This window comes from Streptomyces orinoci, from assembly GCF_003121295.1.
Taxonomy (GTDB): Bacteria; Actinomycetota; Actinomycetes; order Streptomycetales; family Streptomycetaceae; genus Streptomyces; species Streptomyces orinoci.
This window is the reverse complement of the sequence record NZ_PHNC01000031.1, coordinates 1103007-1123882: the sequence shown is the minus strand read 5'-3', so window position 1 is coordinate 1123882 and position 20876 is coordinate 1103007. Positions and strand designations below refer to the sequence as shown.

General features: G+C 72.1%; 18 protein-coding genes. 10 read left to right on the top strand and 8 right to left on the bottom strand.

Annotated elements, in window-relative coordinates; genetic code table 11:
• Positions 1-64 precede the first annotated feature (64 nt).
• The 5 genes from hutH to CV755_RS27480 form a co-directional block, all read right to left on the bottom strand.
• Positions 65-1606 carry a histidine ammonia-lyase gene (gene hutH, locus CV755_RS27500; protein ID WP_109282950.1) on the bottom strand — a complete coding sequence of 514 codons (1542 nt, stop codon included), beginning with the start codon at positions 1604-1606 and terminating at the stop codon, positions 65-67.
• Between the two features lie 102 nt (positions 1607-1708).
• Positions 1709-2785, bottom strand: coding sequence for a GGDEF domain-containing protein (locus tag CV755_RS27495; RefSeq protein ID WP_109283554.1), 1077 nt, complete (start codon positions 2783-2785; stop codon positions 1709-1711).
• Between the two features lie 175 nt (positions 2786-2960).
• A complete protein-coding gene (locus CV755_RS27490) occupies positions 2961-3755 on the bottom strand; it encodes an enoyl-CoA hydratase/isomerase family protein (protein ID WP_109282949.1) in 795 nt (264 codons plus the stop codon).
• Positions 3756-3865: 110 nt separating this feature from the next.
• Positions 3866-4936: an adenylate/guanylate cyclase domain-containing protein gene (locus tag CV755_RS27485; RefSeq protein WP_422070607.1), complete on the bottom strand. Its 1071-nt coding sequence runs from the start codon at positions 4934-4936 to the stop codon at positions 3866-3868.
• 253 nt (positions 4937-5189) lie between these two features.
• The gene (locus tag CV755_RS27480; protein ID WP_109282948.1) at positions 5190-6080 is read right to left on the bottom strand and encodes a biotin--[acetyl-CoA-carboxylase] ligase; all 891 of its coding nucleotides are present in this window, start codon (positions 6078-6080) and stop codon (positions 5190-5192) included.
• 157 nt (positions 6081-6237) lie between these two features.
• Here CV755_RS27480 and CV755_RS27475 point away from each other — a divergent pair, with 157 nt between their 5' ends.
• The 4 genes from CV755_RS27475 to CV755_RS27460 all read left to right on the top strand — a co-directional run bounded on the left by CV755_RS27475 (position 6238) and on the right by CV755_RS27460 (position 10435).
• Positions 6238-7836 (top strand): acyl-CoA carboxylase subunit beta, encoded by a 1599-nt coding sequence (locus CV755_RS27475; protein ID WP_109282947.1) that lies wholly within the window; start codon positions 6238-6240, stop codon positions 7834-7836.
• A gap of 62 nt (positions 7837-7898) precedes the next feature.
• A complete protein-coding gene (locus CV755_RS27470; protein ID WP_109282946.1) occupies positions 7899-8105 on the top strand; it encodes an acyl-CoA carboxylase subunit epsilon in 207 nt (68 codons plus the stop codon).
• A 238-nt stretch (positions 8106-8343) separates the two neighbouring features.
• The gene (locus CV755_RS27465; protein WP_109282945.1) at positions 8344-9810 is read left to right on the top strand and encodes a peptidoglycan D,D-transpeptidase FtsI family protein; all 1467 of its coding nucleotides are present in this window, start codon (positions 8344-8346) and stop codon (positions 9808-9810) included.
• Positions 9811-9832: 22 nt separating this feature from the next.
• Positions 9833-10435: a Maf family protein gene (locus CV755_RS27460; RefSeq protein ID WP_109282944.1), complete on the top strand. Its 603-nt coding sequence runs from the start codon at positions 9833-9835 to the stop codon at positions 10433-10435.
• Positions 10436-10504: 69 nt separating this feature from the next.
• Here CV755_RS27460 and CV755_RS27455 read toward each other — a convergent pair whose 3' ends face one another.
• The gene (locus CV755_RS27455) at positions 10505-10855 is read right to left on the bottom strand and encodes a hypothetical protein (RefSeq protein WP_109282943.1); all 351 of its coding nucleotides are present in this window, start codon (positions 10853-10855) and stop codon (positions 10505-10507) included.
• Between the two features lie 138 nt (positions 10856-10993).
• On the opposite strand from CV755_RS27455, the gene CV755_RS27450 reads away from it, so the two are divergent.
• The 3 genes from CV755_RS27450 to CV755_RS27440 all read left to right on the top strand — a co-directional run bounded on the left by CV755_RS27450 (position 10994) and on the right by CV755_RS27440 (position 14539).
• Positions 10994-11788 (top strand): IclR family transcriptional regulator, encoded by a 795-nt coding sequence (locus CV755_RS27450; RefSeq protein WP_109282942.1) that lies wholly within the window; start codon positions 10994-10996, stop codon positions 11786-11788.
• 303 nt (positions 11789-12091) lie between these two features.
• Complete coding sequence (locus CV755_RS27445; RefSeq protein ID WP_109282941.1) at positions 12092-13846, top strand: acetyl/propionyl/methylcrotonyl-CoA carboxylase subunit alpha; 1755 nt, start codon at positions 12092-12094, stop codon at positions 13844-13846.
• A gap of 147 nt (positions 13847-13993) precedes the next feature.
• Positions 13994-14539, top strand: coding sequence for a TetR/AcrR family transcriptional regulator (locus tag CV755_RS27440; protein WP_109282940.1), 546 nt, complete (start codon positions 13994-13996; stop codon positions 14537-14539).
• A gap of 158 nt (positions 14540-14697) precedes the next feature.
• Here the strand turns inward: CV755_RS27440 and CV755_RS27435 are convergent, their stop codons facing one another.
• Both CV755_RS27435 and CV755_RS27430 read right to left on the bottom strand, forming a co-directional pair.
• Positions 14698-15666 (bottom strand): DeoR/GlpR family DNA-binding transcription regulator, encoded by a 969-nt coding sequence (locus tag CV755_RS27435; RefSeq protein WP_241561481.1) that lies wholly within the window; start codon positions 15664-15666, stop codon positions 14698-14700.
• Between the two features lie 169 nt (positions 15667-15835).
• Positions 15836-17269 (bottom strand): NAD(P)H-quinone dehydrogenase, encoded by a 1434-nt coding sequence (locus tag CV755_RS27430; protein ID WP_109282938.1) that lies wholly within the window; start codon positions 17267-17269, stop codon positions 15836-15838.
• A 95-nt stretch (positions 17270-17364) separates the two neighbouring features.
• On the opposite strand from CV755_RS27430, the gene CV755_RS27425 reads away from it, so the two are divergent.
• The 3 genes from CV755_RS27425 (at position 17365) to CV755_RS27415 (ending at position 20529) form a co-directional block, all read left to right on the top strand.
• Positions 17365-17802, top strand: a complete 438-nt coding sequence (locus tag CV755_RS27425; protein WP_109282937.1) for a gamma-glutamylcyclotransferase family protein — start codon at positions 17365-17367, stop codon at positions 17800-17802.
• Positions 17803-17911: 109 nt separating this feature from the next.
• Positions 17912-18733: a purine-nucleoside phosphorylase gene (locus tag CV755_RS27420; protein WP_109282936.1), complete on the top strand. Its 822-nt coding sequence runs from the start codon at positions 17912-17914 to the stop codon at positions 18731-18733.
• Positions 18734-18840: 107 nt separating this feature from the next.
• Positions 18841-20529, top strand: coding sequence for a phospho-sugar mutase (locus CV755_RS27415; RefSeq protein ID WP_109282935.1), 1689 nt, complete (start codon positions 18841-18843; stop codon positions 20527-20529).
• Positions 20530-20876: the final 347 nt, after the last annotated feature.

Genomic DNA, 20876 nt, shown 5'->3' with positions numbered 1-20876 from the left:
GCGGCGGAGCCGCACATCGAATGGAGCCCCGCGCCCCTGGCGGGGCGCGCCTGGCGGGCCGGAGTCAGTTGAGGGGGCCGGTGATGGGTTCCGTGGCGGCGATCAGGCGGCCGGTGCGGACGAACTCCTCGGCGGCCGCCAAGTCGGGGGCGAGGAAGCGGTCCTCGCCCGGCCCCTGGACGCCCGCCGCGCGGACCGCCGCCAGCACCGCCGCCGTGGCGGGCGCGGGCGTACGGTCCGTGCGCAGTTCCACCGCCCGCGTGGCGGCGACCAGCTCCACCGCGATGACCCTGGTCAGCGCGGACAGCGCGGTACGCAGCTTGCGCGCCGCCGACCAGCCCATGGAGACATGGTCCTCCTGCATCGCCGAGGACGGGATGGAGTCCACCGAGGCCGGGACGGCCAGCCGCTTCATCTCGCTGACCAGGGCGGCCTGGGTGTACTGCGCGATCATCAGGCCGGAGTCCACGCCCGGGTCACCGGCCAGGAAGGCGGGCAGGCCGTGCGAGCGGTTCTTGTCCAGCAGCCGGTCGGTGCGCCGCTCGGCGATGGAGGCCAGGTCGGCGGCGGCGATGGCCAGGAAGTCCAGGACGTAGGCGACGGGGGCGCCATGGAAGTTGCCATTGGACTCCACCCGGCCGTCCGGCAGCACCACCGGGTTGTCCACGGCCGAGGCCAGTTCCCGGTCGGCGACCAGGCGGGCGTGCGCCAGGGTGTCCCGGCCGGCACCCGCCACCTGCGGGGCGCAGCGGATGGAGTAGGCGTCCTGGACGCGCGGGGCGTCGTCCTGGTGGTGTCCCGTCAGCCCGGAACCGGCCAGTACCCGCAGCATATTGGCGGCGCTGGCGCCCTGGCCGGGGTGCGGGCGGATGGCGTGCAGCTCGGGGGCGAGCACCTTCTCGGAGCCCAGCAGGGCCTCCAGGGAGAGGGCGGCGGTGATGTCCGCGGAGGTGATCAGACGGGCCAGGTCGGCGCAGGCCATCACCAGCATGCCGAGCATGCCGTCGGTGCCGTTGAGGAGGGCGAGCCCCTCCTTCTCGCGGAGTTCCACCGGCTCGATGCCGTGTTCGGCGAGCAGTTCGGCGGCGGGGCGCACGGTGCCGTCGGGGCCTTCGGCCTCGCCCTCGCCCATCAGGGTCAGGGCGCAGTGGGAGAGCGGGGCGAGGTCGCCGGAGCAGCCGAGGGAGCCGTACTCGTGGACGACCGGGGTGATGCCGGCGTTCAGCAGGGCGGCCATGGTCTCCACGACCAGCGGGCGGACTCCGGTGTGGCCGGAGGCCAGGGTCTTCAGGCGCAGGAACATCAGCGCCCGGACCACCTCGCGCTCCACCCGGGGACCCATGCCGGCCGCATGCGAGCGGACGATGTTGCGCTGGAGCTGGGTGCGCAGGTCGGGGCTGATGTGCCGGACGGCGAGGGCGCCGAAGCCGGTGGAGACGCCGTAGACCGGGTCGGGCTTGGCGGCCAGTTCGTCGATGGTGCGGCGGGCGGCGGCGACCGCGTCCAGGGCGTCCTGGGACACCACGACGCGGGCGTTGTCGCGGGCTACGGCGAGGACGTCTTCGGCGGTCGTGCCGGTGGGGCCGACGATTACCTGCATATCCATATTCAGGCACCCTAGATACTGAATTGGCGTCTGTCACCACCTGGCCGGGTGCCCATTTCAACAACGCGGGGTTCGCCCCTCATGCCCGCTGCGGCCCCCGTGCTAGCGCCGCCCCCGGAAGCGGCGGCGTTCCGCGCGGGGTGGGGCCGGGGGGCGGTCGGCGAGGCGGACGACCGGGTCCGCACGGCCGCCCTCGCGCCCGGCGACCACCGGCTTGCGGGAACCGGCCGCCTTGGCGCGGTACTGCGCCGCGTCGGCCAGGCGGAACAGCCGCCGGGCGGTGCCCACCGGCCCAATGGGATCCCCGGTGGACGCCACCCCGCAGGCCACGCCCTCGCCCAGCTCCAACTCCCCGGCCCGGTGGCAGAGTTCCTCCGCCACCCGCACCAGTTCGTCCGCCGAGGGCCCCACGCTCACCAGGCAGAACTCGTCCCCGCCCAGCCGCGCGGCCAGCGTCCCCGGCAGCCGCGCCCCGCACAGCGAGAGCACCGAGCCGAAGCGTTCCAGCAGCCGGTCGCCCACCGCGTGCCCCAGGGTGTCGTTGACCCGCTTGAGCCCGTTGAGGTCGCACACCACCAGCCCGACCACGGTGCCGTCCGCCAGGTGCCGCTCCACCGCCTCGTCCAGCCGGGCGTCCACCGCCCGCCGGTTGGCCAGGCCGGTGAGCGGGTCGGTGTAGGCCAGCCTGCGCACCTCCTCCAGCCGTTCGGTCTGCGCTATCCCGGCGGCGGTGACGGCGGCCAGCACGGTGGCGAAGTCCGCGTCGGTGCGACCGAAGACCGGCCCGTCGGCCGGGCGGGCCACATACAGCTCGCCCCAGGCCCGGCCGTGCAGCACGATGGGCGCTATCACACAGCTGCCCCGGCCGCGCCGCCGCAGCGCGGCCGCCCGGTGCCCGGTGCCCGCCTCCCGGGCGGTCTCCACCCAGGCGTGCGGCCGGGCGCCCGCCCACTTCTCGTGCGGGAACTCGGCGACCTCGGGGAAGTCATGCACCGGGTAGCACTCCCGGGCCGGGAACCGCTCCTCACCGTCGGCGAGTTCGCCGACATTGACCAGCACCCGCAGCCGCCCGTGCTCGCGCTCCCAGACCGAGATCGACGCAAAGCTGCCGTCCAGCGCGTGCAGCGCCCCCTCGGCCGCCGCCACCACGCCGTCCAGTGCCGTCGGGGCGGCGGCCATCGCCTGGGTCACCCCCACCACCGCGCACAGGCGATCGTCACGCCGCTGGTCGTCCGACACCCGAGCCTCACATCCCGTCACTGAGCGCAGCTCCCGCACTCCAGCCTAAGAACGTCCTGCTCGTTCCGCCGTACGAGGTGCCGAGCTCCCCGGCGGTCCGGGCCCGGGCCCGCCGTCACTCCCCCGGCCAGTCGGGCGTGCGCTTTTCGTTGAAGGCGGCCACGCCCTCCGCGCGGTCGCCGGAGAAGGCCACCGTGCGCCAGGCGGCGTCCTCCACATCCAGGCCGGTGCGCAGGTCCAGGCCGTGGCCCAGGCGCAGGGCGCGCTTGGCGGCGCGCAGCCCCACAGGGGAGTTGGCGGCGATCCGCCGGGCCAGCGCCAGTGCCTCCGTACCGTCCTCGCCCTCCGGCACCAGGACATCCACCAGCCCCAGCTCCCGGGCCTCGGCCGCCTCCACCCGCCGGGCGGTGAAGATCAGCTCGGCGGCGCGGGCGGCGCCCACCCGGCGCGGCAGCAGCTGGGTGCCGCCGCCGCCGGGGATCACCCCCACCGAGACCTCGGGCAGGCCGACCACGGCCGTACGGTCCGCCACGATCAGATCGCAGGACAGCGCGAGTTCGAACCCGCCGCCCAGGGCGAAGCCATGCACCGCGGCGATGGCCGGGACGGGCAGTTCCAGCACCCCGGCGTAGGCGGCGCGGGCATACGGGCGCTGGCGGGCCAGGTCGGCCTCGGTGAAGGAGTTGCGCTCCTTGAGGTCGGCCCCCACACAGAAGGCGCGGGGGTGGGTGGAGGTGAGCACCACCGCGCGGACCCCGGGGTCCCGGGCGATGGCGGCGGTGGCCTCGGTGATATTGCGGGCCATCTCGGTGGAGACGGCGTTCATGGCCTTGGGCCGGTCCAGGACGAGCTCGGCGACGTGCTCATGCCGGCGGACGGCGACCTGGTCACCGAAGCGCTGTTCACTCATGACGGTGCACACCCTTTCCCACGGCGTTGTCGGTGCGGGTGATCATGCCTCGTTCATGTCGGGGGCGTAAGCCCCCAAGGGGCACTCCTGGGGCCGGGAACGCGACCGCCCTACTCCCCGCCCTCCCGCCGGGTGAGCAGCCAGGGCTCGACCACGCCCAGCCCCCGCACCGGCCGCTGCCACATCGGCTGGAGCGCAAACCGGTAGGGCGGCTGGTGCGCCCCCTCCTCCGCCGCCTGGGCCTCCGACTTGGGCGCGTCCCCGGAGCGGGCCAGCTCCTCGGCGAAGGCCCCGTCCACCAGCACCGCGTCCTTGGGCGCTATCGAGGTCAGCCGGCTGGCCAGATTGACGGTGGTGCCGAAGACATCTCCCATCCGGGTGGTGACGGTGCCGAAGGCGATGCCCACCCGCAGCTCGGGCATGGTCTCGTCATGGCTGAGCGTCTCGATCAGCCGCAGCCCGATCTCCGCCGCGGTGCCCGCGTCGTCCGCGGAGAACAGCACCTCGTCGCCCAGCGTCTTGATGAGCCGGCCGCCGTGCGCGGCCACCAGGTCCGCGGCGGTGGTCTCGAAGGCCTCGACCAGCTCGCCGAGTTCCTCCTCCTCCAGCCGCCGGGTGAGCCGGGTGAAGCCGACCAGGTCGGCGAAGCCCACCGCCAGGCGCCGGTCCACCATCTCGGCGTCGTCCTGGGCCTGGACCACCCGTCCGGTGGCGGCGGCCAGCTGGCGCCGCCAGACATAGATGAGGAACTCCTCCAGCTCCGGCAGCAGCAGCTCGACCAGCGGATAGGTGATCTCGGTCCGGGTCATGCCCGGCTCCTGAGGCTCGGTCAGGCCCTCCAGAAAGGAGTCGATCTGCCAGTCGGCCAGCCGGGCGGTGGTCTGGCCGGTGGACCGGGCCACCTGCACCGCCATCGGCTCGCTCAGCAGCCCCGCCTCCACCAGGCCGGCCAGCCGCCGCAGCGCCAGCACGTCCGCCTCGGTGAGCGCCTTGGCCTGGCCGATGTCGGCGAAGCCCATGGCCCGCCAGAAGCGGGCGGCCAGATCCATGGACACCCCGGCCGCGCGGGCTGCCTGGAAGGGGGTGTAGCGCCGCTCGGCGCCCAGGATCAGCGCCTCCAGCCGCAGCGCCAGCGGGTCGGCGCCCTCCTCGGCGGCCTCGTCCCCGTAGTCCGCGCCCAGGGACGCGGTCACATCCCGGTCCCCGGCGCTGCCGACCCCCTCGGCCCCAACGGCGCGGGAGGCGCCTCCGTCGTCGGCGGTCACCGCCCGCCCCCTGTCCGATCCGTGCGCACTGCCCTGCCGATCGCCGCTAGCGAAGTTTCCGCGGACAACGATACGGCAGGTGTGCCCTAGCTCACTCTCCAGACGGCTCCGCTCACTCCCCGGACGGCTCCGGCGACGCGGAGGGCTCCGGCGACGCGGACGGCTCCGCTCACTCCCCCGACGGCTCCGGCGACGCGGACTGCCCCGGCGGTTCTGCCGCCGGGCGCAGGTGGACGATGTCGCCCGCGCCCACCGGCCGCCGCGCCCCCTCGTCGGTGGCCAGCACCAGCCGGCCGTCCCCGTCCAGGGCCACCGCCTCGCCGGTGAGTTCGTCCCCGCCGGGCAGTTCGGCCCGTACCCGGCGGCCCAGGGTGGCGCAGCCGGCCGCGTAGGCCTCCTGGAGCCGGCAGGCGGCAGGGTCGCCGCCCACCGCCCGCCACTGCTGGTACCACTCGGCCAGCGAGCGGAGCACGGACCGCAGCAGGATGTCGCGGTCCAGCGTCCGGGCCCCGGCCAGGGCCAGTGAACCGGCGGTGGGTACGGGCAGTTCACCGGCGCGCAGCGAGACATTGAGGCCGATGCCCACGATCGCCGAGTCGCCGCTGAGTTCGGCGAGGATGCCGCCCGCCTTGCGTTCCTCGCCGCCGATGTGCACCAGCAGGTCATTGGGCCACTTCAGGGCGGTGTCCACGCCGGCGGTGCGGGACAGCGCGGTGGCGGTGGCCACCCCGGCGAGCAGCGGCAACCAGCCCCAGCGTTCGGCGGGCACGGCGGGGCCGGGGGTGAGGCGGACGGAGAAGAACAGGCCGGAACGGGCGGGAGCGGTCCAGCTGCGGTCCAGCCGGCCGCGTCCGGCCGACTGCTCCTCGGCGATCAGCACCGCGCCCTCCTCGCCCCGGGCGGCGGCCAGATCGGTGTTGGTGGAGCCGGTGTTGGCCACCACCTCCAGGGAGGTCCACAGCCCGCCGGGGCGCAGCAGCGCGCGGCGCAGCGCCGGGGCGTCGAGGGGTGGCCGGTCCAGGTCGGACCAGCGGCTTGCGGAGCTGTCGGGGGGCGTCATGGGACCACCTTAGGAGTGGTGCGGATGTGGCCAACGACGCACTGCCGGAACGCAGTGGCGCCGATACGCTACGGACCGGTAGCCACCGTTGCCCCAGATCGTTTTCCCAGATCGCCTTCCCATGTCGTCCCCAGGAACGAGCAGGAGCCGCAGCCCGATGCCTGAGCGAAACCCGGACGGAACCGATATCCACACCACCGCGGGCAAGCTCGCGGATCTTCAGCGCCGGATCGAGGAGGCCACCCACGCCGGTTCCGCCCGGGCGGTGGAAAAGCAGCACGCCAAGGGGAAGTTGACGGCGCGCGAGCGGATCGAGCTGCTGCTGGACGAGGGTTCCTTCGTGGAACTGGACGAGTTCGCGCGGCACCGCTCCACCAACTTCGGCATCGAGCACAACCGCCCTTACGGGGACGGGGTGGTGACCGGTTACGGCACCGTGGACGGCCGTACGGTCTGTGTCTACTCGCAGGACTTCACCATCTTCGGCGGGTCCCTGGGCGAGGTCTACGGCGAGAAGATCGTCAAGGTGATGGACTTCGCGCTGAAGACCGGCTGCCCGGTGATCGGCATCAACGACGGTGGCGGGGCCCGGATTCAGGAGGGCGTGGTCGCCCTGGGCCTGTTCGCCGAGATCTTCCGCCGCAATGTGCACGGCTCCGGGGTGATCCCGCAGATCTCGCTGATCGTGGGCCCGTGCGCGGGCGGTGCGGTCTACTCCCCGGCGATCACCGACTTTACGGTGATGGTGGATCAGACCTCGCATATGTTCATCACCGGACCGGATGTGATCAAGACGGTCACCGGTGAGGATGTGGGCTTCGAGGAACTGGGCGGGGCGCGTACCCACAACACCACCTCGGGCGTGGCCCATCACATGGCGGCGGACGAGAAGGACGCCATCGACTACGTCAAGGCGCTGCTGTCCTATCTGCCGTCCAACAACCTCTCCGAGCCGCCGGCCTTCCCGGAGGAGGCGGAGCTGGAGGTGACGGAGGCCGACCGGGAGCTGGACGTACTGATCCCGGACTCCGCGAACCAGCCCTACGACATGCACACCGCCATCGAGCATGTGCTGGACGACGGTGAATTCCTGGAGACCCAGGCCCTGTTCGCGCCGAACATCATCACCGGCTTCGGCCGGGTGGAGGGCCGGCCGGTGGGTGTGGTGGCCAACCAGCCGATGCAGTTCGCCGGTTGCCTGGACATCAACGCCTCGGAGAAGGCCGCCCGTTTCGTCCGTACCTGTGATGCCTTCAACATCCCGGTGCTCACCTTTGTGGACGTTCCCGGCTTCCTGCCCGGCACCGACCAGGAGTACGGCGGCATCATCCGGCGCGGCGCCAAGCTGATCTACGCCTATGCGGAGGCCACCGTGCCGCTGATCACGGTGATCACGCGGAAGGCGTTCGGCGGGGCGTATGACGTGATGGGCTCCAAGCACCTGGGCGCGGACCTCAACCTGGCCTGGCCCACGGCCCAGATCGCGGTGATGGGCGCCCAGGGGGCGGTCAACATCCTGCACCGGCGTTCCCTGGCGGCAGTCGAATCGGACGAGGAGCGCGAGGAGTTGCGCGCCCGGCTGATCACCGACTACGAGGACGCGCTGCTGAACCCGTACGCGGCGGCGGACCGGGGCTATGTGGACGCGGTGATCATGCCGTCCGACACCCGGCGGCACATTGTGCGGGGGCTGCGGGCGCTGCGCGAGAAGCGGGAGTCTTTGCCGCCGAAGAAGCACGGGAACATTCCGCTCTGACGGATCGGCCGCCGAGCCGCCGAGCCGTCGAAGCCCTCGAAGCCGTCGGAAGGGACGCTGACGTGATCAAGGTCGTACGGGGCAACCCGACCCCCGAGGAGCTGGCCGCCGCACTGGCGGTGGTCCAGGCCCGCGCGGCGGCCCGCGCCGCCGCCGCGCCGGGTTCCGAGGTACGCGCGGAGTGGGCCGACCCGGCGCGGCTGACCGGCACCAAGCGGGTGCCGCGGCCCGGCCCGCGCGCCTGGCGCACCTCCTACTGGCCCGCGTAGCCCGCCCCGTCAGGGGCGCGGGGAACTGCGCGAACAGCCGATGGCGGCCCGCATCCGACAGTGAAACCCCAGGCCGGGGCTTCGTCGTCGGCTGCGGGCCGCCGATGCCTGCCCGCGCAGTTCCCCGCGCCCCTACCGGCGCACCCAAAACGCACAGGTTCGGCAAAAGTGCAACCAAGTGATTCCCAATTCGCATCATCACTCATGAAATGACGCGAACAGGGGAGTCTGTCACGCCATGAACAAGCCCGTCCGCCATATCGCCATATTCGCCGGAACCCTGGTCCTCGCCCTGCTCGCCCAGGCCACCTGGCTCCAGTTCGGCCGGGCCGACGAGCTGGCCGGCCATGAGAAGAACAGACGGGTCCGGATCAACGCCTACGCCCACCCGCGCGGCAACATCATCGTGGGCGGCGAACCGGTCACCGGCTCCGTACCGACCACCGGCGGCGACCTGAAGTACAAGCGCAGCTACACCGACGGCGCCCGCTACGCCCCCGTCACCGGCTTCTCCTCGCAGACCTTCGGCAGCAACCAGCTGGAGTACGTCTACGACAAGTTCCTCAGCGGCACCGACGACCGCCTCTTCCTCCAGCGCACCACCGACCTGTTCACCGGCCGCAAGCCGCGCGGCGGCGATGTGGTCACCACCATCGACCCCAATGCCCAGCAGGCCGCGGTCAAGGGGCTGGGGAAGTACAAGGGCGCGGTGGTGGCCATCGAGCCGTCCACCGGCCGGATCCTGGCGCTGGCCTCCACCCCCTCCTACGACCCCTCGGCGATCGCCGGGGAGGGCAGGCAGGACCAGCGGACCTGGCAGCGGCTGGAGGCGGACAAGGACGGAAAGCCGCTGTCCAACAAAGCGATCAAGGAGCTCTACCCGGCCGGCTCCACCTTCAAGATCCTCACCGCGGCGGCCGCCCTGGACCACGGGCTCTACACCGATATCGACGCCCCCACCGACTCCCCGTACCCGTGGAACCTGCCGGACACGGTGACGCCGATGAAGAACGAGAACGAGAGCGCGCCCTGCCGCAACGCCTCGCTCAAGGTGGCCATGCAGTACAGCTGCAACAACGTCTTCGCCAAGATCGCCGCCGAGCTGGGCAAGGACAAGATGCGCGAGACGGCCGAGAAGTTCGGCTTCAACCAGCAGGTGGACATGCCGGTGCGGGTCACCGGGAGCGTCTACCCCAAGGACCTCAACCGGCCGCAGACCGCCCTCACCGGCATCGGCCAGGGCAGCCTGGCGGCCACCCCCTTCCAGGTGGCCATGATGACCGCCGCCCTGGCCAACGACGGCAAGCTGATGAAGCCGCACCTGGTGGACAAGCTGCGCGGACCGGACCTGTCCACGGTGCAGGAGTTCAAGCCCGAGCGGATGTCCCAGGCCGTCTCCCCGGACACCGCCCGCAAGGTGCAGCGGATGATGGAGTTCACCGCCAAGGAGGGCACCGGCAAGGCGGCGCTGATCGACGGGGTGACGGTGGGCGGCAAGACCGGCACCGCCCAGCACGGCGCCAACCTGGAGAAGATCCCCTACGCCTGGTTCGTCTCCTACGCCAAGCAGGACGACGGCTCCCCGGTGGCGGTCGCGGTGTTCATCGACCCGGAGGGCTCGGGGGTGGACCGTGCGCACGTCTCCGGCGGCGGGCTGGCCGGGCCGATCGCCAAGCAGGTCATGCGGGCGGTGCTGAAGAAGTAGCGGGTTCCGTAGGCTGGCCGTCATGAATGCCAAGCGCCGTCTCGTCCTCGCCTCCCAGTCCCCCGCCCGGCTCGGCCTGCTGCGCCAGGCCGGGCTCGCGCCCGAGGTGATAGTGAGCGGGGTGGACGAGGACGCGCTCACCGCGCCCTCCCCCGGCGAGCTGGCGCTGGTGCTGGCCGAGGCCAAGGCCGCCGCGGTGGCGGCGCTGCCGCGGTCGGCGGGGGCGCTGGTGGTCGGCTGTGACTCGGTGCTGGAGCTGGACGGCCGGGCGCTGGGCAAGCCCGCCGACGCCGAGGACGCGACCGCGCGCTGGAAGTCCATGCGCGGCCGCTCGGGGGTGCTGCGGACCGGTCACTGTGTGATCGACACCGAGACCGGCCGCCGCGGCTCGGCCACCGCCTCGACAACGGTCCACTTCGGTGAGCCGACCGACGCCGAGATCGCCGCCTATGTGGCCTCCGGCGAACCGCTGTATGTCGCCGGAGCGTTCACCCTGGACGGCCGTTCGGCGCCCTTCATCAAGGGCATCGAGGGCGATCCGGGAAATGTGATCGGCCTGTCCCTGCCGCTGCTGCGCGAGCTGCTGGCGGGCCTGGACGTGGCCATCACCGACCTCTGGGTCTAGGGCGGGCCCCATCAGGGGCGCGGGGAACTGCGCGACCAGCCACCCGGATCCCGCACCCGAAAACCCCGCCTAAAGCGGCAGCGCCTTCGTCACCTGCGTCACCTGACCGACCTTCTTCACCTGGTTCAGCTGCTTGAGCTCATCGAGCTGCTGCAGCTTGCCCAGCTCCTCCACGGCCCCCGGGTAGAGGCTTGTGGCGGGACCCTTGGCGGGCATCCCGGGGGGCGGCGCACTGTTGTGCCCCGCGGAAGCCGCCGGGGCGGACTGCGCCGCCGGGGCGTGGCCCGGAGCGGGGGCCGGGGCCGCCGCCTGCCCCGAGCCCGAGGGCAGCGGCAGGGGTGCCGCGGAGGCGGTGGCGGCGGAGGTCACGGAGAGTGCGGCGGAGGCCAGAGCGGCGGCCACAGCAATGCGCTTGATCATGACATCTTCAACGATGTCATGGCATATCGGTCACTCCGCCACAGCCCGCCCCAACCCCTAACTCCCCCATAAATCCCGGGAATTCGCACACTCTTGGGACAGCAAAGGCAAGCGTACGAACCGGGAGGGAACCCCGTTATGCCGCAGTCCGTGGACCGGGCCCTGGACGTACTGGACGTCCTCGCCGAGGCCGATGGGCCGGTGCCCGCCAAGGTCCTGGCCCGGCGGCTGGGCTGCGGGCTGTCCACCGCCTATGAGCTGCTGGGCGCCCTGACCGCCCGCGGCCATCTGGCCCGTACCCCGGCCGGCTATGTGCTGGGCTACCGGGTGCCCGCCCTGCACCACGCCTTCCAGCGGCAGATGCGCATCGGCGGCGAGGTCCAGGAGCTGCTGCTGGAGCTGCGCCGGGCGGTGGGTACGGACGCCTACCTCAGCGGCTACCGGGACGGCACGGTGGCGGTCCTGGCCGCCACCGGCAGCGGACCCGCCGCCACCGGCGGCTTCGCCCCCGGCCGGGACGAGGCCGCGCACGCCACCGCCCATGGCAAGGTGCTGCTGGCCGCGCTGCCCCGGGCCGCCCGGCACCGCTATCTGGCCGCCGCCGGACTGCCCGCCATCACCCCGCGCACCATCACCTCGCCGGAACGCCTGGAGGCCCAGCTGCGCCGGGTGCGGCGGGAGGGAATGGCCATGGAGATCGAGGAGTGCGCGGCCGGGGTGGCCTGTCTGGCGGTGCCGGTGCCCGCCGCCGGCACCCCGGCCACCGCGGTCTCGGTGGCCCTGCCCGCCGCCGAGCTGGCCCGGCGGCGCGGCGAGGTACTGGCGGCCCTGCGCCAAGTGGCGGCGACGGCCGGGAAGTTGACGGCGGACGGACTCCAGGGCGCCGCCCGGTCCGCCGTTACCCGGGGGATGACCTCCACTACTGGCGGGTAACCCTTCCTCGGGAGATGTCCGGGCTCCGGACCAGACGCAAACTTTGCGTCACCCATTCGTAGGGACCCCACAAATCCATGTCATCACCACTCACGCGAGCCGCCCGAGATCCGGACCACATCGGCGCTCCAGCCGGACACCAGGAAACCCGGCGTACCGTGGGAGATCGGGGAACTCATCCATCCGGGGGACGTCCCTCGGACCCCGGTTAACGCAGCGTGTGGGCAAGGTCACCCCGGAAGTCGGGTCGGCACAAGGTGTCGCCAGTACCTAAACTCACCTTGTTTCAAGGAGGGAGCCATCGTGCGCAAGGTGCTCATCGCCAACCGTGGCGAAATCGCTGTCCGCGTCGCTCGTGCGTGCCGGGATGCCGGGATCGGCAGTGTGGCGGTCTACGCCGACCCGGACCGTGACGCATTGCATGTCCGGGTGGCAGACGAGGCGTACGCGCTGGGCGGTGACACCCCCGCGACCAGCTACCTCGATATCTCCAAGGTGCTCGCCGCGGCGGCCGAGTCGGGGGCCGACGCTGTCCACCCCGGCTATGGCTTCCTGTCCGAGAACGCCGAGTTCGCCCAGGCCGTGCTGGACGCCGGGCTGATCTGGATCGGCCCCCCGCCGCAGGCCATCCGCGACCTCGGCGACAAGGTGGCGGCCCGTCATATCGCCCAGCGCGCGGGCGCGCCGCTGGTGGCGGGTACCCCCGACCCGGTGTCCGGTGCCGAGGAGGTCGTGGCCTTCGCCGAGCAGCACGGGCTGCCGATCGCCATCAAGGCCGCCTTCGGCGGCGGCGGGCGTGGCCTGAAGGTCGCCCGCACCATGGAAGAGGTCCCGGAGCTGTATGACTCCGCGGTGCGCGAGGCGGTGGCCGCCTTCGGCCGCGGCGAGTGCTTTGTGGAGCGCTACCTGGACCGTCCCCGGCATGTGGAAACCCAGTGCCTGGCGGACCAGCACGGCAATGTGGTCGTGGTCTCCACCCGTGACTGCTCCCTGCAGCGCCGCCACCAGAAGCTGGTGGAGGAGGCCCCGGCCCCGTTTTTGTCCGCGGAGCAGAACGCCGAGCTGTACCGCGCCTCCAAGGCCATCCTCAAGGAGGCCGGCTATGTCGGCGCGGGCACCGTGGAGTTCCTGGTCGGCCAGGACGGCACCATCTCCTTCCTGGAGGTCAACACCCGTCTTCAGGTGGAGCACCCGGTCACCGAGGAGGTCACCGGCATCGACCTGGTGCGGGAGATGTTCCGCATCGCCGACGGCGAGGAGCTCGGCTACGACGACCCGCCGGCGCGCGGTCACTCCTTTGAGTTCCGCATCAACGGCGAGGACCCGGGCCGCAACTTCCTGCCCGCCCCCGGCACCGTCACCAAGTTCAGCCCGCCCACCGGCCCGGGCGTGCGCCTGGACGCCGGTGTGGAGTCCGGCTCGGTCATCGGCCCGGCCTGGGACTCCCTGCTGGCCAAGCTGATCGTCACCGGCGCCACCCGGGAACAGGCCCTGCAGCGCGCCGCCCGCGCCCTGGCCGAGTTCGAGGTCGAGGGCATGGCCACCGCCATCCCCTTCCACCGCGCCGTGGTCGCCGACCCCGACTTCACCGCCGAGCCCTTCCGGATCCACACCCGCTGGATCGAAACCGAGTTCAACAACACCATCCAGCCCTTCACCGGCGCCGCGGCCGAGGAGGACGAGGAACTGCCCGGCCGGGAGACGGTGGTGGTGGAGGTCGGCGGCAAGCGCCTGGAGGTCTCGCTGCCCTCCTCGCTGGGCATGACCATCGCCCGTACCGCGGCCGCCGGTGGCGCCAAGCCCAAGCGCCGCGCCGCCAAGAAGGCCGGGGCCGCGGCCTCCGGTGACTCGCTGACCTCCCCGATGCAGGGCACCATCGTCAAGGTGGCCGTGGAGGAGGGCCAGCAGGTGGCCGCGGGCGACCTGATCGTGGTCCTGGAGGCCATGAAGATGGAGCAGCCCATCAACGCCCACCGCGCGGGCACCGTGAAGGGCATCACCGCCGAGGTCGGCGGCTCGGTCTCGTCCGGCGCCGTCATCTGCGAGATCAAGGACTGATCCGCGCCCGGCGCTCGTCCCGCGGGGTCCCTGTCCGGTAACGGCCAGGGGCCCCGTCGCGTTGATGGCATCCTTGGGTTCGCGGGGGAGCGAGCGGGAGGACGGACGGACATGACGACCGATACGGCGCGGACGTCACCAAGGCCCATGCGCGCGGACGCACGCCGCAACTACGAACGGCTGCTCAGCGAGGCGCGTACGGCCTTCACCGCGCATGGCACCGATGCCTCCCTGGAGGACATCGCCCGCCGGGCCGAGGTCGGCATCGGAACGCTGTACCGGCACTTCCCCAACCGCACGGCGCTGATGAGCGCCGTCTTCCAGGACGAGGTGGACAAGCTGCTGGCCCGCTCCCGCGAGCTGCTGGCGGCACCCGAGCCCTGCCGGGCGCTGGTGGACTGGCTACGGGCCATCGTGACGCACGCCAGCACCTACCGGGGGCTGTCCAGGGCGCTGATGGCCGCACAGAGCGACGAGGCCAGCGCGCTGTCCCGGTGCAGCACGCCCATGCGGGCGGCGGGCAGCACGCTGCTGGCCCGGGCGCAGCAGGCGGGTGTGGTGCGGCCCGATGTGGACATCGCCGATCTGATGCAGCTGACCAATGCGATCTCGCTGGCGGTCGAACAGTCCCCGGAGGACCCGGAGTTGGCCGACCGCCTGCTGAAGCTGACGCTGCGCGGCATCCAGGGGTAACGGTCCTTCTGGGCGCCCCGTAAGGGGCGCGGGGAACTGCGCGACCAGCCGATGGCGGCCCGCACCCGACAGTGAAACCCCGGCCCGGGGTTTCGTCATCGGCTGCGGGCGGCCAATGCTTGCTCGCGCAGTTCCCCGCGCCCCTTACGGGGGCACCCTTATCTCCGCCGCGGGGCCAAATCGGCGACCCGTACCGACGCCTGCTCACCCACCGGAAGCGCACCGCGCAGCTGCGCCCCAGGCGCACCCCCCTGCCCCGGCCCGCCGGGGTACTGCGGACCATGCCGGCCGTCAGCGGCCAGCGGATGGGTCCGCCGCTGCCCCGGCAGCGGAGGCATATCGCGGCGGCGGCCGTCGCCGGAGGCACCGGGGGCACCCGGACCGGAGCCGGTCACCGAAATGTGCACCCCCTGGTCGGCGAGAGCCTGGAGTTCCGTCGCCGCGCGGTCGTCATGAGCGGGGGGCTCATCGGTCACCAGTCTGGTGATGACATCGGTGGGCACCGTCTGGAACATGGTGTCGGTGCCCAGCTTGGTGTGGTCGGCCAGCACCACCACTTCCGCCGCCGCCTGCACCAGCGCCCGGTCCACGCTGGCGGAGAGCATATTGGAGGTGGACAGGCCCCGTTCGGCGGTCAGACCGCTGCCGGAGAGGAAGGCCCGGGACACCCGCAGCCCCTGAAGCGACTGCTCCGCCCCGCTGCCGACCAGCGCATAGTTGGAACCCCGCAGCGTGCCGCCGGTCATCACGACCTCGACCCGGTTGGCGTGCGCCAAGGCCTGGGCAACGAGCAGGGAGTTGGTGACCACGGTCAGGCCCGGCACCCGCGCCAGGCGGCGGGCCAGCTCCTGGGTGGTGGTGCCGGCGCCGACCACGACGGCCTCGCCCTCTTCGACGAAGCTCGCCGCGAGATCGGCGATGGCCGTCTTCTCGGCGGTGGCTAGATGGGATTTCTGCGGGAAGCCCGACTCCCGGGTGAAACCGCCGGGGAGCACCGCGCCACCGTGCCGGCGGTCCAGCAGCCCTTCGGCTTCCAGTGCCCGTACGTCACGCCGCACGGTCACTTCGGAGGTCTGGACAACGCGGGCGAGCTCCCGGAGCGATACCGCCCCGTTGGCCCGCACCATTTCGAGGATCAATTGACGACGTTCTGCAGCGAACACGAAACCGACAGTAACGCCAACGACCATCGGCTTTCAGCAGGTTGCGGCAATTAACGGAAGCCACCCGCCGGGCAGGCCGGTAAGTGATATAGGGAGCCGGGAAGTTGATCGCCTCATCCGGCTCCCTGGCAACTCAGGACTCCCGCTGGGTCTTCCTGGTGTGCAACTGCCGTGCCACTTCGGCGATCGAGCCGGACAGGGACGGGTACACGGTGAACGCGTTCGCGATCTGTTCCACTGTCAGATTGTTGTCAACCGCGATCGAGATGGGATGAATCAGCTCGCTGGCCCGCGGTGCCACCACCACGCCGCCCACCACGATGCCGGTGCCGGGGCGGCAGAACATCTTCACGAATCCATCGCGAATGCCCTGCATCTTGGCCCGCGGATTGCGCAGCAGCGGGAGCTTGACCACCCGGGCGTCAATCAGGCCGTTGTCCACGTCCGCCTGCGAATAACCGACCGTGGCAATCTCCGGATCCGTAAACACGTTCGCGGATACCGCCTTGAGATTGAGCGGGGTCACCGCATCACCCAGGAAGTGGTACATGGCAATTCGGCCCTGCATGGCGGCGACGGACGCCAGTGCGAGCACTCCGGTGCAGTCACCGGCCGCGTACACGCCCGGCGCACTGGTGCGCGAGACCTTGTCGGTCCAGATATGACCCGACTCGGTCAGCCGGACGCCGGACTCCTCCAGGCCGATCCCGGCCGTGTTGGGGATGGAGCCGACGGCCATCAGACAGTGCGTACCGGAGATGACCCGCCCATCGGCGAGGGTGACCTCCACCCGGTCGCCCACCCGCTTGGCCGACTGGGCCCGCGAACGGGCCATCACATTCATCCCGCGGCGGCGGAAGACATCCTCCAGCACCGCGGCCGCGTCCGGGTCCTCGCCCGGCAGCACCCGGTCCCGGGAGGAGACCAGGGTCACCTCGGAGCCCAGCGCCTGGTACGCGCCGGCGAACTCGGCGCCGGTGACACCGGAGCCCACCACGATCAGTTCCCGGGGGAGCTCCTCCAGGTCGTAGACCTGGGTCCAGTTGAGGATGCGCTCGCCGTCCGGCAGCGCGTCCGGGATCTCCCGGGGGTGGGCGCCGGTGGCGATCAGCACCGCGTCCGCCACCAGGGTCTCCTCGGTGCCGTCCGCGGCCCGTACCACCACCCGGCGGGAGCCGTCGGCGGACTGCTGCGGCTCCAGCCGGCCCCGGCCGCGCAGCACCCGGCCGCCGGCCCGGGTCACCGAGGCGGTGATGTCGTGCGACTGGGCCAGCGCCAGCCGCTTCACCCGGCGGTTGACCTTGCCCAGGTCCACGCCGACCACGGTGCCGTCCTCGCCGTCGTCAACCGTGATCCCCAGCTCTTCATACGAGGAGTCGAAGTTGGTCTTCACCTCGGCGGTGGCGATAAGAGTCTTCGAGGGCACGCAGTCGGTGAGCACCGACGCCCCGCCCAGACCGTCGCAATCGACGACGGTCACCTCCGCGCCGAGCTGAGCGGCGACGAGCGCCGCTTCATAGCCGCCGGGTCCGCCACCGATGATCACGATCCGAGTCACGTACTCCATTGTCCCGCACCCATCAAAGCGACTCCCTCCGGGGCCCTCCCCATGAGCCTGCCATCCCAAATGCGGTCCCGCCTCACTCCCGTACCCTCAGAACCATGTCGCTCTACGCCGCCTACGCCGGCAACCTCGACGCCCGGCTGATGTCCCGCCGCGCCCCCCACTCCCCGCTGCGCGGCACCGGATGGCTCAACGGCTGGCGGCTGACCTTCGGCGGGGAGCAGATGGGCTGGGAGGGCGCGCTGGCCACCGTGGTGGAGGAGCCCGGCGCCCAGGTCTTTGTGGCGCTGTACGACATCGCCCCGATGGACGAGGAGTCCATGGACCGCTGGGAGGGCGTCGGCCTGGACATCTACCGGCGGCTGAAGGTCCGGGTGGACACCCTGGACGGCGAGGAGCCGGCCTGGATCTATGTGCTCAACGGCTATGAGGGCGGGCTGCCCTCGGCCCGCTATCTGGGTGAGATCGCCGACGCCGCCGAGTCGGCCGGAGCGCCGCACGACTATGTGATGGAACTGCGCAAGCGGCCCTGCTGACCGGGGGACTTTGGTCCGGGCCCTTCGGCGCCATCCGTGAGGTGACCGTCGCTGGACCGTGACCTGGGACATCTACGCGCGTAGGCGATGACCGGTTACCCTCGTCCGCGTGAACGCATCAGTTACTCCGGACATCCAGGCCGACCCGTACGCCGCCGCCGACCAGGCCGCCGCCCGCCTGCGCGAGCTGACCGGCGCCGAGACCCACGACGTCGCCCTGGTCATGGGCTCGGGCTGGGTCCCCGCCACCGAAGCGCTCGGCGCCCCCGAGGCCGAGTTCCCGGTCACCGAGCTGCCGGGCTTCACCAAGGCCGCGGTCGCGGGCCACGCGGGCACCATCCGCTCGTACAAGGTCAACGACAAGCGCGCGCTGGTCTTCCTCGGCCGTACGCACTACTACGAGGGCCGCGGCGTGGCCGCCGTGGTGCACGGGGTGCGTACCTCGGTCGCCGCCGGCTGCAAGACCGTGGTGCTGACCAACGGCTGCGGTGGTCTGCGCGACGGGATGCGCCCCGGCCAGCCGGTGCTGATCAGCGACCACCTCAACCTCACCGCCACCTCCCCGATCGTCGGCGCCAACTTCGTCGATCTCACCGACCTGTACTCGCAGCGGCTGCGCACCCTGTGCAAGGAGGTGGACCCCTCCCTGGAGGAGGGCGTCTACGCGCAGTTCCCCGGCCCGCACTACGAGACCCCGGCCGAGGTCCGGATGGCCCGCACCCTGGGCGCCGACCTGGTCGGCATGTCCACCACGCTGGAGGCCATCGCGGCCCGCGAGGCGGGCGCCGAGGTGCTGGGCATCTCCCTGGTCACCAACCTGGCCGCGGGCATGACCGGTGAGCCGCTCAACCACGAAGAGGTGCTCCAGGCCGGCCGCGACTCCGCCGCCCGCATGGGTGCGCTGCTGGCGCAGGTGCTGCCGAAGCTCTGACGGCAGGTGGCTGCCGCCGATGGGTAGAAGGGGGCGGGGTGCGAACCCCGCCCCCTTCACCCGTCCCAACGATCCCGCATCTTCATATCCACCTCCGGAGGAGAACCGTGGAGCAGGAGCGAGAGCTCATCGACCGGGCCCGGACCTGGCTCGCCGAGGACCCCGACGCCGAGACCCGTGCCGAGCTCGCCGCGCTCATCGAGGCCGGCGACCTGTCCGAGCTGGCCAACCGTTTCGCCGGGACCCTGCAGTTCGGCACCGCCGGTCTGCGCGGTGAGCTGGGCGCGGGCCCCATGCGGATGAACCGCGCCGTGGTCATCCGGGCCGCGGCCGGGCTGGCCGCCTATCTCAAGAAGCAGGGCCACGCCGGTGGCACGGTGGTCATCGGCTATGACGCCCGCCACAAGAGCGCCGACTTCGCCCGGGACACCGCGGCAGTGATGGTGGGCGCCGGCCTGAAGGCCGCGCTGCTGCCCCGCCCGCTGCCCACCCCGGTGCTCGCCTTCGCCATCCGCCACCTGGGCGCAGTGGCCGGCGTCGAGGTCACCGCCAGCCACAACCCGCCGCGGGACAACGGCTACAAGGTCTACCTGGGCGACGGCTCCCAGATCGTGCCGCCCGCCGACGCGGACATCGCCGCCGAGATCGCGGCCATCGGCAGCCTCGCTGATGTGCCCCGGCCGGACACCGGCTGGGAGACCCTGCGCGAGTCCGTGGTCGGGGCCTACCTGGAGCGCACCGACGCCGTCCTCACCAATGGCTCCGCCCGTGACGCCCGGGTGGTCTACACGCCGATGCACGGCGTCGGCCGCACCGTGCTGACCGCCGCCTTCGAACGGGCCGGCTTCCCGGCGCCCCTGGTGGTCGCCCAGCAGGCCGACCCGGACCCGGACTTCCCCACCGTCGCCTTCCCCAACCCGGAGGAGCCGGGCGCGATGGACCTGGCCTTCGCCACGGCCCGGGACGCCGTCGCCCGCGGCGAGGCGGTGGACATCATCATCGCCAACGACCCGGACGCGGACCGCTGCGCGGTCGCCGTGCCCGCCCCGGACACCGCCGAGGGCTGGCGGATGCTGCGCGGTGACGAGGTGGGCGCGCTGCTCGCCACCCACCTGGTGCACAAGAAGGCCGGTGGCACCTTCGCCACCACCATCGTCTCCTCCTCGCTGCTGTCCCGGATCGCGGCCGCCTCCACCGGCACGCCGTACACCGAGACCCTCACCGGCTTCAAGTGGCTGGCCCGGGTGGACGGGCTGCGCTACGCCTACGAGGAGGCGCTGGGCTACTGCGTGGACCCGGAGGGCGTCCGCGACAAGGACGGCATCACCGCCGCCCTGCTGGTCGCCGAGCTGACGGCCGAGCTGAAGGAGTCCGGCCGTACGCTGACCGACCTGCTGGACGATCTGGCCGTGGAGCATGGGCTGCACGCCACCGACCAGCTGTCGGTGCGGGTGCAGGACCTCTCGCTGATCGCCGACGCCATGCGGCGGCTGCGCTCGCAGCCGCCGGCGGTGCTGGCCGGGCTGCGGGTCTCCTCGGCGGAGGACCTGGCCAAGGGCACGGAGGCGCTGCCGCCGACGGACGGGCTGCGCTACCAGCTGGCCGGGGATGAGGCGGGTACGGTCTCCCGGGCCCGGGTGATCGTCCGGCCCAGCGGTACCGAGCCCAAGCTCAAGTGCTACCTGGAGGTTGTGGTTCCGGTCGCCTCGGCGAGCGGGCTGGGGGATGCGCGTGCCCATGCGGCCGAGGTGCTCTCGGCGATCAAGGCCGACCTTTCCCGCGCCGCGGGCATCTGAGGGGCCGCCCCTCAGCACCAGGGCTCACCCCGGCGAGGCCGCACGATTCGCCGGGGGCGCCCTGTAAGGGGCGCGGGGAACTGCGCGACCAGCCACAGACGGCCCGCAGCCGCAACGCGACCCAGCGCCCAACGGCGCGCCCAGCCGGGCCAGGACTCATTTCGACTGCGGGCCGCCCCCAATTGCTCGCGCAGTTCCCCGCGCCCCTAATGGGGCACCCCACCCAGGGGCGCGGGGAACTGCGCGACCGGCCACATACGGCCCGCACCCGGAATGTGACCCGGCGGTCAACGGCGCCCCGCCCCGGCGGAGCCGACTCCACGGCTCAGCCGGCCCGAGCTCCCGTG